Here is a 13457-nt window from a genome sequence, read left to right as displayed (position 1 = left end):
GATTTTTACTTTAGAAGTGCACCGGGACGGGACTTTACATCAGCGCCCCAGTTCGTGGGCGATTGTACTAAATAGATCTCCAGCACGCCACCCTTCATGATGTCGGCATAGGATATAAAATTCTTTTGATAGCGTTGGCCATTCAGCCGAATTTGACTGATATAACTATCGCCAGCCGATCGCTTGTGGCAAAGGATCTGCAGCTTTTTATTATTGGGCAATTGCACAATAACCTTATCGAAAATGGGTGAACAAAGGATATGCTCACCCGAAACAGGATCAACCGGATACAAACCGATGGCAGCAAATACATACCAGGCGCTCATTTGACCGGCATCGTCATTGCCGCTCAGCCCGCCCGGGCCATCGCTGTATTCTTCCTGCAGAATAAAGCGCACTGCCCGCTGGGTCTTCCAGGGTGCGGCCGTATAGTTGTACAGGAAGGGAATCTGGTGCCCCGGTTCATTGCCATGCCAGTATTCGTTTTTTGCAAACAGGGTGTCGAGTGCATTTTCCAGCCCTTTGCTTCCGCCCATTAAACCGGCCAAACCGTTCACATCATGGGGAACATAAAAACTATATTGACGCGGTGTGCCTTCGGTGATATAGGGTTCCCGCTTGTCGGCATAAAACGGTTCATACCAGCGGCCATCGCTGTATTTTCCCCGCACCAGGCCTACGGTGGTATCAAACACCTTCTTGTAGTTGCCGGCACGCTGAAGCAGTTCCTTAAAATCGGCCGTTTTATTCAATTCTTTAGCCACCATGGCCAATGCATAATCATCATAGGCGTATTCGAGTGTACGGCTCACTTGCTCCTTTTTGTGAAATGCGTCTGGCACACTGTCTTCCATCGGAATATAACCGTATTGCAAATACGATGACAGGGCGCGGCGGCCTTTTCCATTTACATAATCTTCTTTGTTGGGAATATCGAATGCGTTTTGCCGCATCAGTTTATAAGCGGCTTCCGCATCATAATTCCGGATGCCCTTGGTATAACAGGAAGCAATAAATGCCGTCACATGATCGCCGATCATGGCAGCGGTATAACTGTTCCAGCAGGGAAAAATGGGCAACCACCCACCCTGCTGCCCTTTCAGGATCATGGAAGTAACAAACTGGTTTACCCGGGCCGGTTGCAGGAGCTGTAATAAAGGCAGCTGGGCACGGTAGATATCCCACATGGAAAAATCATCGTAATAATGGCCATCGCTTATTTTTTTTAGGGGCAGTCCACCCCCAAACGGCGGATAGCTGCCACTAACATCACTGAACAGCCGCGGATGCTGCAGCGCATGATACATGGCGGTATAAAAGATCCGTTTGTCTTTCTCACTGTTACCCCGCACCTGGATCTGGGCAAGGGCCTGTCGCCAGCTTAACCGGGCGGCTGCCAGTACGGCCCCAAAATCCCAGGTGCTGATCTCGGCCTGCAGATTACTTTTCGCTTCTGTTGCGCTGCTGAAAGAAGTGCCTATACGCACACGGAGTTTTTCACCTTTTTTTAATTGGAACCCGGCAAACACGGCGCTGTTGCGGTTGCTGCCGGCAGTTATGGCCACATCGCTGAACTTACCGCCGCGCACAGGTTGCTTTTCAAATTGTATATGGAAATAACCACTGAAACCGGCGCTATTGCCCCAGCCCTGGTAAATGCGGTGCACCGGGTTAAAACCCCAGACCTCCCCTGTTTTGGCGTTAAAATATACTTCCCCCTCCATTCTGTCGCTATTAGGTTTGATGAGCAGGAACAAGCTATCGTCCTGTTGCAGGGTGAACTGCATCATACCGCATCGGGCTGTGGCAGTTATTTCTGTGGTACAATGATAAGCAGGCAACTGCACTTTATAATAAGCCGGCGTAGTTACCTCGCTGGCATGAGAGAAGGGCGTGGCATAACCGGAGAAGCGTAAAGCGCCCGTCACGGGCATGATGGTCATACTGCCATAGTCCTGCATACAGGAACCACTGATCCAATGGGTAGCTCGAAAGCCGCTGAGTACACTGTCTTTATAAAAATAGGGCGGAATACATTTGGTTTCGCCGGGGCGGGTTTCGGGTGTCCATTGCGTCATACCGAATGGGAGCCCAACAGCCGGAATGGTATTGGCATTCTTTTCGGAACCTGCTTCACTGTGCTTTTGGGCAGCGGTAGTGGTTGAGGGGGCGGTACCGGATAAGGGTTGCACATATTTTAGCAGGTCCTGGCTACGTATACTTAATGGTAAACAGGTTATGAGTAATATGGTGAGTTTATAATTCATAATTAAATATTCATAGTTCAGAATTTAAAGTTAGTTTTTCGGTTATTCACTTATTCAGTTTAGCCTCGCGATTGTATTTACTTAATAACTCGAATAACTTAAAAACGAAAAGTAAAAAAAACTCCAGGCTGGAAAGCCCGGAGGGTCAGTATTTACTGCTACATGATTATGAAAAAAAGTTATTGGCAAGAAAAGGGTAACGGATGCTATTGGATTTTAAAAGCGCTCGGGTAATTTTTAATAAGCCGGGCCCCGGTGGGCAGACCCGGCACTTTGTCATCGCCTTTCCTAAAAACAAGTTTTTTATCAGTATCCTGGATTCTGTGTCAGTTGCGGGTTCACTGCAAAAGCATTTGTTGGGATAGGGAATATTCTTCGATATTCTTCGGCATTGGTTTTGAATCCCCATTTACCTTCGTATTTACCGAACCGGATCATATCGTTCCGGTGCCAGGCTTCCCAGGCAAACTCACGGCTACGTTCATTGTAAATACTATCCAGCGTAATATTACTCCAGGCAGGGGAAATAGTTCGGTTAGCGCGCAGGTTATTCGCCAGCGACAAGGCCGTTTGCCCCAACGTAACAGCACCGCCGCGGAGTATCGCTTCCGCTTTCATCAACACGATATCTGAATACCGGAAAATGGGAATATCATTGTTCTGATCGCGGGTAGCTGAAGTGGCATCGGGATAAAACTTAATGTTGCGGTAGCCCATGTTCCAACCTACTTCATCGTTGCCTACATCGAATGTGGCGGTACTTTGGCGCAGCACGATATTCGGTGTAAGCTCCAGTTGGAAGGTATACGGCGTATTATCACCGGCAAAGGTCTTAGAATCGTAACCGGCTTTGGTAGTCGTGATAGTCAAGGGCGTTACACCGTCGGGCAAGGTTTGTTTGCCAGCGAGCCATTGTTTGTTACGGATATCATTCGGATCATTAAAGTGCCTATAGAATTCAGGCAAAGTGCTTGCCGGACCTCCGGGAACATATGGGATATTAAAGTAGTTATAACCTGCACCCGGAGCCACTTTCCCCATCGAACGCGGCACATCATACCGGGCATGGTAATTTGCAGACCGGAAGGGGAATGTGTTCGTGAAGGTGGGGTCGTATGGGATGGCAAAAATGAACTCTTCCTTGCTGCCCACAGCGGTTGGACCATTGGAAGGATAAAAAGCTCTCAGATAGTTGGCCATGCTGGCTATGCTGAATTTTCCTGAATTGATGATATTATCACAGGCAGCGATACACTCGTTATACATTTTGGTGCCTGTATAATATTCTGCATTTAGATACATTTTGGCCAACAGGGCATAGGCGCCATACTGGGTAAAACGGCCATAGGTAGCGGTATTCACCGCTGTACTCAGGTTAGGAATAGCGTCTTTGATCTCCTTCTCGATAAAAGCGAATACTTCAGCACGTGGCGATTTATCGCGTGGGGTAAAATCGCCATAGGTGGTATAAATGGGTACGTTACCGTAGTTGTCCATCATAAAAAAGTAGGCAAGCGCGCGCACCATTTTCAGTTCGGCCAGGTTCTGGTCCTTGGCTGCCCCCTCTGGTTGTGTTCTACCCAGGATGTTCAACTGCTGGTTAACCACTCCGATGATGGTAGACAACCAGTACCAGTTACCATTCAGGTAACCATTGTCTTTGGTCCAGGTATGATAATGCATTTCCATATTCTGGCCACCATCGTACCAGTTACCGCCTCTGGCAGGCATAATGCCTTCATCTGTGCTGTAGGTTTGCTGAAAGAAATATTCCGCAGCCACATTACCTCTCAGGGCTACATATGCAGGGCCTGAAGCGGAAATGTAGGAAAGCGAGTCCTGCGGGAACACATCGGGCGTTAATTCTGTGGTCGCTTCCACGGTTACTTTATGACACGACACCACCACGCCAGCAGCCAACAAAGAAGCGGCTATATATATCAATCGTTTTTTCATAATACTCATTTTGCTGGTTAAATTAAAAGGATACAGTTGCTCCAAATAAAAACGTACGTGTTTTTGGATAGAAATTGTTGTAATCGATACCTGGCGCAATACCTCCCTGGTTCACTTCAGGATCTACACCGGTGAACTTTGTAATTACGAACAAATTGTTTCCGGTTACGTATAACCTGAGCGATTTGATATAATTGCCTATGTTCTTAAGATTGTAACCCAAAGTGGCATTGTCTAAGCGCACATAGTTTCCACTCTCCACAAAGCGGGAAGAATATCGATACGCATTGAAATCGGCAGTTGATTCACCGGCGGCATCCACCAGAATGTTGGTGAATTGAGCGGTATTTGGACGGAACAGGTCGGCACGTGTAGCATTAAAGATCTTGTTGCCAAATACGCCGCGTACAGCCACTTTCAGATCTAAATTTCCATACCGGAAGTTGTTAGTCCAACCGAGCAACAGTTTAGGCTGGGCATTACCGATGTAATGATAATCGGTTCCACGCAAAGGACTGGTCGTAGAGGTCTTTCCATCCCTGGCCAGGAATTGTGAAACCCCCTGGTCGTTTTTGCCTGTATATTGCAGTGAATAGAACTGTCCGAGCGGATATCCTTCTTTTAACAATTGCAGTGAGCTGCCCGATTGACCTGCTCCCTCGGGGAAGCCCACAGCGGTAGAGTCGCCACCAGCGAATAAAGGGTTTTTAAGGCTGGTGATCTCATTTTTATTATGGGCCAGGTTGAGGTTGCTCGTCCACGTGAACTGGCTGTTAGAGATGATATTACCTGTAAGCGCTACTTCAATACCTTTATTTTCGATGCTTCCGCCATTCGCCCAAATGCTGCCCACGGGAACAAGGATAGGATCAACCCTGTAGCTGAAGATCATGTCGGTCGTCTTGCGTTTATACACATCAATTGAACCGCCCAGTTTGCCTTTCAGGAGGGTGAAATCGACACCCAGGTTCGTGGTGGCAATTTCTTCCCATTGCAGATCGGGGTTAGCGGCCACTGTCGGTCCATATACCGCTACCTGGGTGCCATTATAATAGTATGTACCTTGGGCGCCCATCAGGAATTGTGCGGTATAAGCACCAAATCCAAATGCGTTACCAGTAATCCCATAACTTGCTCTTAACTTCAGATCGCTGAATACGTTCTGCGATCTCATGAAATCCTCTTCGCTGAGGCGCCAGGCAAGCGCCACAGCGGGGAAGTAACCCCAGTAATTATTAGCGCCAAACACCGAGCTACCATCTCTTCTCACAGATGCCTGCAAAATATATTTGTCGTTAAAAGTGTATTTCAACCGGCCGAAATCAGAAATAAGACGCGTTTTCTGGTAAACCCCGGTTCCGCCAAAACCGATGCGCGTAGAATAAGCATATGCATTGCTTAAGGCAAGATTGCGGTACCCGATATTATCAACAGGGAAATTATATGTTGTTACCTGGAAGCCATCGCCGTTCTCATTTTCCTGCCATGAATAACCCACTACCGCATTGATAACATGTTTTCCAAAAGTCTTATCCCAGGTAAAGTAAGTTTCCAGGATCTTACTGGTATTGCGGTAAGACTGCCGGTACGCCTGGCCGTTTGTGCCAAAAGCCTGCAGTCCATGCCCATAGGTGGTAGGATCCGGATTGTCATACATCCCGTTATAATTGGTGGTAAAGTATTTGTCGAGGTAAGAACCAGCAACATTCGAATTATTGATATAAGCCACGTTCAGGTCATAGGTTAAGCCGAAAGGCAATTTTGCCTGTGCCGTGAAATTGGCCATCAGGTTATTGTACTTGTTGTTCGACTGGCTATGGTTCAACATAGCGACGGGATTGTAGTAACCTGATTTCGTGAAGTTCTCGAAATAAGTGCCATCATCATTTTTAATGGGCGACACGGGTAAAAAGGTAGCCGATTGCAACAAAACTGTATTGCGGTAAGGAATATCATCCGCATCATTACTTGAGTTGGTAACATTGAAGCCAAGTTTCAATTTATCATTCAATACGCTCTGTTCAACAGACAGGCGGGCAATGATGCGCTGCAGGTTACTGTTCAGCAAAATACCCGGCTTACTGAAATAGTTCAAACTGGCGCTGTACGTGCCGTGTTCACCGCCACCGCCAATATAAATATTGTGGCTGGTAGATACTGCCTCGTTGCGTTGAATGGCTTTCTGCCAGTCGGTATCGGCGCCTTTATCATCCTGTGGTGTAAAGGCGAGGTTATTATTTGCAAGGAATTCCCTTAACTGGCCGGCATCCATTACTTCAAGGCGGCGGGATACTTTCTCAATACCCACGAATCCATCATACGACACCTGGGCCTGCCCTTTCTTTCCTCTTCTGGTAGTAACAATGATAACACCGTTGGATGCGCGGTTACCGTAAATAGCGGTAGCAGCTGCATCCTTCAATACATCTACAGAAGCGATATCAGCTGGAGCGATCAAGGCAATATCGGCTCCCGGCACACCATCAATTACGTAAAATGGTCCACCCGGACTATTAATAGTTGATGCGCCACGCAATACCACTGCCGCAGGCCTGTTGGGATCACCGCTTGCCGTGATATTGAGGCCGGGCACCTTACCTTGCAGTAATTGTCCTACGTCGGCTATGGCGCCCTTGTTCATTTCATCGGGTTTAATAGTGGTTATTGCGCTCGTCAGGGACTTGCGCGACGCTTTACCATAACCAACTACCACCACATCCGTCATTACCAGGGCCGATGCAACCATGGTGACATCGATATTCGGGCTGCTGCCAACCAATACTTCCTGATTCTCGAGCGAAACCCCACTGAACACCAGGGTCTCACCGGTTTGTGCAGGAATATTGAATCTTCCATTGGCCTTGGTGACCGTAACAATGTTCTTTCCTTTCACAGCAACCGATATCATAGACAACGGGCGGCCTGTTGAATCTTTTACTGTTCCGGTAATTTCCTGGGATTGCGCCAGCATGAAGAGTGGCGTTAAACAAAGTAGCAGCAATAGGCGAATACCCGCGCCTTTCGGGAGCGACCGACAAAGCAATCTCATAACAAACGTTTTAGGTTAAAGTGTTAATTCTTCCTTCTGATTTTAGTAGACAATTAAATGTACTCACTACACTTAAGTGCATAGTTCTAAAAAAAACACAACTACCTGAAGGTTGTGTTTATAAAGCTGATCAATAATATGCGTGCTGGTTTGTAAGCTATATGTGTAACCACATAGGTTGCCTTTTCCTTTTATTCAAATAAGGAATGGATAAAGTTTCGGGTGGGAATATGCTAAAATTTTATGGTCGATGGCAGGTATTTAGCCACAAGATCTTCATAATAAGGCCGCAGCTGTTTCCAATCTGGTGGTGTGGGACATTTCGAATACAGGTCATAAGGGTTGAATAACTTGACCCATTTCAACATTTCACGATCGTGATCGTCTAACAGGTGGTCATATGCACCTTCGCGATGCCAGGCATAAAATGAGTGATACCGCAACATGTATAAACCCGGCTCTGGCAGATAATCCTTCAGCATCTGGTACACATATTCATCATGGCCCCATGACATGCTCACATTGCGCAAGCCGCAATTCTTCTCGTATACCCCTAATTTAGTGCTGAAAACAGGATCCGTGTAATCGGCATTTAATTTAAAAAATTCAGGATATACCACTTTATCTGAATAAGCGCAGCCAACCGGGAACGTATCACCAACAACAGCCCATTGGGGCTCACCAAACAAACAAAGTACTTTACCCATGTCGTGCATCAAACCGGTTAATACCATCCAGTCGGGATGACCGTCGGCGCGTATCGCTTCAGAAGCCTGTAGCAGGTGTTGGAACTGGTCGAGATCAGTATCGGGATCAGAATCATCAACCAGCTGGTTCAGGAAATTAAAAGCATCCCAAACCGACATCTCCTTACGGTTGAACTGTAAAAAATCTTTCCTCTTTTCCTGTACAAAGGCATAGGTCTGGTAGGTATGATTCAACCGGTAGAACTCACGTACCGTATCCCGGGCAGGATCGTCGTAATTACGATATTCGTCTTTTGATTTTTCTTTTGCGATCGTTTCGGGATCGGGATAGCGTTGCAGTACATCATCTTCCCACTCATCCAAACTTCCCAGGGGATTGATTTCTTTCTCGGAGAATTTACCAGGAGCTGCCATTGCAATCGTTTTTAAATTAAAACAGGTTTGTATTTGATTCCGAAACTAAGTTCTAATTTTTTGCTAAAGATTGTTAGCCATCAATTAACTTTATTTACGAAAACGGTTGCGAAAAAATGCAGCTTTTTGCAGTGTGAAATAGTCTGTAATACAAACAATTAAGGCTTTAAATCCCCAATGAGCAAGGTAAACATAAAGGTTTTAGCAGATCAGTTGCAGCTTTCGGTGTCAACCATTTCAAAGGCATTGCGCGACAGTTATGAGATCAGCGATGAGACAAAAAAGAAGGTATTGGAACTGGCTACGCAGTTAAATTATATTCCCAACCCTTATGCCAGCAGTTTGCGCCGAAAGAAGAGTAAGACCATAGCAGTGGTACTGCCCGAAGTAGCCGATAACTTTTTCTCCCTCGCTATTAATGGCATTCAATCGATAGCGGAATCGAAAGGATATCATGTACTTATCTATCTTTCCCATGAGAAGTTCGCCAATGAAAAGAACATTCTGGAAGATTGCCAAAGCGGCCGGGTGGATGGCGTGCTGATCTCTATCTCAAGTGAAACGAATACTGCAGAACACATTAATAAATTACAAAACCAGAATATTCCCGTTGTTTTTTTCGACCGTGAACAGGAAGCTATCAAAACGGCGCGGGTAACTACGAACGATTTTGACTGTGGCCTGATGGCTGCCAATCACCTGCTTCAAAAAGGTTGCCGGCGGCCCGCATTCCTTTCCATTTCGCAAAGCCTGCCCATTTGCCAAAACCGGATGGAAGGTTATAAGGCAGCGCTTCAACAGGCCGGTTTACGGGAAGAAGACATGCAGATCGTTTATTGTACCGATAACGATGGCATGTATGACCAGGTAAGATCATTACTGCAAGCGGCTGACCGGCCCGACGGTTTGATTGCCTCTGTTGAAAAGATCGTTACCCCGGTATACCTGGCCTGCCACGAACTGAATATTCGTATTCCCAATGAAGTAAAAGTAATTGCATTCGCTACCCTTGACACCGCCCCGATCCTGAATCCCCCGCTCACTACCATTACACAACCGGCCTTTGAGATCGGGAAAGCCGCGGCTACTGTGCTTTTTAAAGGAATCGAGAAGAGTGCCTTTGATCTTAGCAAGGAGCGTATGGTTATACCTTCTCTGTTGATTGAACGGGAGTCAACTAAGTAAGAGCTACAGGTTACAAGTTGCAGGTTACACGGATGCCGGTCACCGGTTGCCAGTTACCGCGACCGTTATTTCAGGTCTCCGAATTATCCATGCACTACTAAATCGTTACAACAAACCAATTAAGCCTTGTAACCTGAAACATATAACCCAGGGCTATGAATTCCTGGCAACTGGTACCCGGTAACTGGTAACATTTGCTCCCCGAAATCGTATTCGTAACTTTTTTGGCCAATATATGATTCCAGTCATAATAATGGAATGAAAGAAATATATTGTGCCAGAAACTATCACCTACAGTCAACGATTGCACATGCGCCTACAACTAGCCGATTACCTGATCATTCTGGTCTATTTCATTTTTGTTATTGGTGTTGGGTTCCTTATAAAAAAGAAAATTAAATCAAGTAACGATTTTCTTACGAGTAACCGAAGCATTCCCCTCTGGATCACGAGTCTTGCATTTATCTCAGCCAATCTCGGTGCACAGGAAGTGATCGGGATGGTAGCGTCCGGCGCCAAGTATGGTATCATGACCGTACACTTTTATTGGGTGGGCGCCATTTTCGCTATGGTCTTTCTCGGCGTATTTATGATGCCGTTCTATTATGGAAGCCGTGCCCGCAGCGTACCCGAATACCTGTCGCTGCGTTTCGATGAAAAAACACGCGGCCTGAACGCCATCTCCTTTGCCGTTATGACCGTCTTCTCTTCGGGCATTTCTTTATACGCACTGGCCAAACTCATGGAAACGATCCTGCACTGGGATTTTGACATTTCCATCTGGATATCGGCGGGCATCGTGATGGTGTATACTTTCCTGGGCGGATTGACCAGCGCAGTATACAATGAGGTATTGCAGTTCTTCCTGATCGTACTGGGCCTTTCGCCCCTGGTGGTGATCTCCCTGCAGGATGCAGGCGGCTGGGAAAATATCAAAGCCCTTTTACAGCCTGAAATGACCCATGCCTGGAAATACATGGGCAATGCCAATGACAATCCCATGGGACTGCATTTTATGTCCTTGATCTTCGGACTAGGGTTTGTAATGTCTTTCGGTTACTGGTGCACCGATTTCCTGGTGGTGCAGCGAGCAATGATCGCCCGGAATATGGGCGATGCGCAACGCACACCGATCATAGCTGCCATTCCCAAGATGTTAATGCCGCTGATCGTTGTGCTGCCCGGTTTGATAGCCATTACTTTAATGCAGCCTGCCCTGCTGTCGAAAGGATATCGGATTCCTTCAACCGCTGATGGGGAGCTGGACTATACCATGACCTTACCTTCCCTCATTGCGCACTACTACCCTACCGGCATCCTGGGTGTTGGTATAACGGCGCTGATTGCCTCCTTTATGAGTGGTATGGCGGGAAATGTGACTGCATTCAATTCGGTATTCACCTTCGATATTTACCAATCCTATTTTGTAAAGAACAAAAGCGACCGGCATTACCTGCTCGTTGGCAAGGGTATAACAGTCATCGGCATCCTCATTTCCATTGCCACCGCTTACATTGCCAAAAGCTTCAATAATATCAATGACTTCCTGCAGCTGGTATTTGGCTTTGTAAATGGACCGCTGTTTGCCACCTTCCTGCTGGGCATGTTCTGGAAGCGGACAACAGGGCATGGTGCTTTCTGGGGACTGGTAGCGGGCACCCTGGCCGCTGCAATTACGCATGGCGTAACCGTTGCGGAAGGCAAAGGCGGTTGGATCGCCGGATTGTATACCATCAAGAGTGGTATGGGGCAGGCATTTATCGTAGCCGCCGTTTCCTGGATCGTAAACTTTTTTACCACCATTGCTGTAAGCCTGGTAACAAAACCGAAACCCGATGAAGAACTCAGGGGTTTAGTATATTCGTTAACAGAAAAACCCAAATACCATCAACAGAAATGGTATCTGCGCGTAGTGCCATTGGGTATATTGCTGCTGGCGATCACCTTAGTGCTGAATATTATTTTCTTCTAATTAAAGCTTGCTTCCATGTTAAAAAAATTAAACGATCTGCAATTTGTCATAGGGCTTTTCTTTACCATTGTATCGCTTATCTTATTGTTCAATGTACTATTAGGGAACAACAGTGCCAGTCCGTTGAATACATATACCGGTGGCGGCTTCCTGGTGTTCGGACTGGCAATGATGTTGATAAGGGGGAGGAGGCGATAAACCGTCGCCGGTTACTTGTCACCGGTTACAAGGACCATAATGCATAACTCACTAGAATTTTCACGGAGATCTCTCTTTCTGGCAACTGGCGACGGGTAACCGGTAACTGGCAATACTTTAATATACGTACTCGGGTGGTTCTATTCCGTTTGTCCGCAAATAGAGAACGGCTTGCCCCCGATGATGGGTAATGTGATCTATAGTGGCATGAACTCCTTTGCGGGCTTCTTCGGTAAGTGATTGTTGTTTGATCGTTTTTTGCAGGGTATTATAGGCGTTAGTGAGATAGGTGATGATCTCCTTTTTGTTAACCGTTGCGGGTGGGGGATCCCAACTGGTTTTTTTCCCTGTAATGTAATTATCCTGCCACCATTGGATCCCATAACCGATATGGTGCAATAACTCGCCGAAATTCCAACCAGCGCCCGCCGGTTTGTACTGATACCCTTTGTCGGGCATGGCATTGGCCACCTGCAATGTGTAATTCTTTGAATTTTCAACAGTTGCTAATAATTGTTCTTTCATGATGCTGTATTTTCAGCAAAGCTATATAGCCGTTTTCCGGGCGGGTTAAGGAATCTTGCTAATTGTGGTGCGCCACTTCATTCTGCTGCCGATAAGCCGCAGGTGGACAATCATATCTCTGCCTGAAGGCAGCGGTGAAATGTTCAATGCTGTTAAACCCCGAAGCAAAAGCGATGTCGGCCACAGGCTGCGATGTATTGCGCAATAAGAGCTCGGCATTTTTGAGGCGGAGGCTAAGCAGGTATTGATGGGGCGATTCTCCGGTAAATGTTTTAAAGAGGCGGCTGAAATGAAAAGGACTTACATAACAATAGGTGGCTACCTGCATCAGGGAAATATCGTCGGTAAAATGCTGGGACAGATATTCTTTAGCCCGTTCTATGGTGATCAAATGATTTTGCTTTAAGCGGGCATTGATGCGATGATCGGGTTTGTAGTCGGTGATCTTCCGCAGCACTTTTTCAATCACTTCCATCACCATATTGTCCAGCTGCAGCTTACTGTTCGACCGGTTGAGAATAAGCCGGATTATTTGAAAGTGCAGGAACTCAGTCTCAGCATTGGTCCTGATCAGCGTTGAATCCCAATCTTTTTGCTTGAAGAAAGGAATACCGCCATAATGCTCCAGCAATTCCGAAAAAAATGTTTCTTTAAATTCGAAGATGGTGCATTCGTCGGGCACAGTATGCGTATGCGTTACCGTGCGTTCGTAACCCGGTTTCGTGACCAACACACAGCCGTTATAAGAGTCCAGCGACTCGCGAAATACATTAAACAGGAAATTGCCTTTACGCACAAAGCTGATGCAGAATGTAGTGTTGTATTCCGGTTTTGATGTACGGCAATCTATACACTTGCACCTGAAATCCATGATGCGATAAAAATCAGATTCATATAATGTGTGAATATCTGCATCCATTGGCTAAAATTACAAATTTTTAGCCTGTCCGTCTCAGATTCATGGCCAACAGCACCTATGTTCCAAATACAAAACGCATTTGCTGAAAGGGCGGCCAGCTGGCCCCGGATATGAAACCCATTGTTTGCCATGCGCTCGCCATGGTTTGACTGCAAAAAAAACAATGTCATTACAAAAAAGCTCACTTATCATCATGTGATCAATGGATCTCAGCACAAAAAGGATCGATCTGATAACAAGCTTTATTGTTATTACAATGTAACAC

General features: G+C 46.4%; 9 protein-coding genes. 3 read left to right on the top strand and 6 right to left on the bottom strand.

The window, feature by feature from the left end; translation table 11 throughout:
* Positions 1–5 precede the first annotated feature (5 nt).
* The 4 genes from JT717_RS04690 to JT717_RS04675 form a co-directional block, all read right to left on the bottom strand.
* Positions 6–2267, bottom strand: coding sequence for a GH92 family glycosyl hydrolase (locus JT717_RS04690; RefSeq protein WP_205509007.1), 2262 nt, complete (start codon positions 2265–2267; stop codon positions 6–8).
* A 306-nt stretch (positions 2268–2573) separates the two neighbouring features.
* Positions 2574–4223 carry a RagB/SusD family nutrient uptake outer membrane protein gene (locus JT717_RS04685; protein WP_205509006.1) on the bottom strand — a complete coding sequence of 550 codons (1650 nt, stop codon included), beginning with the start codon at positions 4221–4223 and terminating at the stop codon, positions 2574–2576.
* 22 nt (positions 4224–4245) lie between these two features.
* Positions 4246–7272: a SusC/RagA family TonB-linked outer membrane protein gene (locus JT717_RS04680; RefSeq protein ID WP_205509005.1), complete on the bottom strand. Its 3027-nt coding sequence runs from the start codon at positions 7270–7272 to the stop codon at positions 4246–4248.
* Between the two features lie 233 nt (positions 7273–7505).
* Positions 7506–8393, bottom strand: a complete 888-nt coding sequence (locus JT717_RS04675; RefSeq protein ID WP_205509004.1) for an inositol oxygenase family protein — start codon at positions 8391–8393, stop codon at positions 7506–7508.
* 177 nt (positions 8394–8570) lie between these two features.
* On the opposite strand from JT717_RS04675, the gene JT717_RS04670 reads away from it, so the two are divergent.
* The 3 genes from JT717_RS04670 (at position 8571) to JT717_RS04660 (ending at position 11748) form a co-directional block, all read left to right on the top strand.
* Positions 8571–9578, top strand: a complete 1008-nt coding sequence (locus JT717_RS04670; protein WP_205509003.1) for a LacI family DNA-binding transcriptional regulator — start codon at positions 8571–8573, stop codon at positions 9576–9578.
* 310 nt (positions 9579–9888) lie between these two features.
* The gene (locus tag JT717_RS04665; protein ID WP_205509002.1) at positions 9889–11550 is read left to right on the top strand and encodes a sodium:solute symporter family protein; all 1662 of its coding nucleotides are present in this window, start codon (positions 9889–9891) and stop codon (positions 11548–11550) included.
* Positions 11551–11565: 15 nt separating this feature from the next.
* Positions 11566–11748, top strand: a complete 183-nt coding sequence (locus JT717_RS04660) for a hypothetical protein (RefSeq protein WP_205509001.1) — start codon at positions 11566–11568, stop codon at positions 11746–11748.
* A 117-nt stretch (positions 11749–11865) separates the two neighbouring features.
* On the opposite strand, the gene JT717_RS04655 is transcribed toward JT717_RS04660, so the two are convergent.
* Together JT717_RS04655 and JT717_RS04650 are read right to left on the bottom strand one after the other, a co-directional pair.
* The gene (locus JT717_RS04655; protein WP_205509000.1) at positions 11866–12273 is read right to left on the bottom strand and encodes a DinB family protein; all 408 of its coding nucleotides are present in this window, start codon (positions 12271–12273) and stop codon (positions 11866–11868) included.
* 58 nt (positions 12274–12331) lie between these two features.
* Complete coding sequence (locus JT717_RS04650) at positions 12332–13192, bottom strand: helix-turn-helix domain-containing protein (protein WP_205508999.1); 861 nt, start codon at positions 13190–13192, stop codon at positions 12332–12334.
* Positions 13193–13457: the final 265 nt, after the last annotated feature.

It is taken from the genome of Longitalea arenae, from assembly GCF_016924755.1.
Taxonomy (GTDB): Bacteria; Bacteroidota; Bacteroidia; order Chitinophagales; family Chitinophagaceae; genus Niastella; species Niastella arenae.
This window is presented reverse-complemented; position numbering and strand designations above follow the sequence as displayed.

Excerpts from the sequence above, each read along its gene's own strand:
- JT717_RS04680 (WP_205509005.1), bottom strand. The coding sequence starts at position 7,272 with ATGAGATTGCTTTGTCGGTCGCTCCCGAAAGGCGCGGGTATTCGCCTA.
- JT717_RS04665 (WP_205509002.1), top strand. The coding sequence starts at position 9,889 with ATGCGCCTACAACTAGCCGATTACCTGATCATTCTGGTCTATTTCATT.
- JT717_RS04685 (WP_205509006.1), bottom strand. The coding sequence starts at position 4,223 with ATGAAAAAACGATTGATATATATAGCCGCTTCTTTGTTGGCTGCTGGC.
- JT717_RS04675 (WP_205509004.1), bottom strand. The coding sequence starts at position 8,393 with ATGGCAGCTCCTGGTAAATTCTCCGAGAAAGAAATCAATCCCCTGGGA.
- JT717_RS04690 (WP_205509007.1), bottom strand. The coding sequence starts at position 2,267 with ATGAATTATAAACTCACCATATTACTCATAACCTGTTTACCATTAAGT.
- JT717_RS04650 (WP_205508999.1), bottom strand. The coding sequence starts at position 13,192 with ATGGATGCAGATATTCACACATTATATGAATCTGATTTTTATCGCATC.
- JT717_RS04670 (WP_205509003.1), top strand. The coding sequence starts at position 8,571 with ATGAGCAAGGTAAACATAAAGGTTTTAGCAGATCAGTTGCAGCTTTCG.
- JT717_RS04660 (WP_205509001.1), top strand. The coding sequence starts at position 11,566 with ATGTTAAAAAAATTAAACGATCTGCAATTTGTCATAGGGCTTTTCTTT.
- JT717_RS04655 (WP_205509000.1), bottom strand. The coding sequence starts at position 12,273 with ATGAAAGAACAATTATTAGCAACTGTTGAAAATTCAAAGAATTACACA.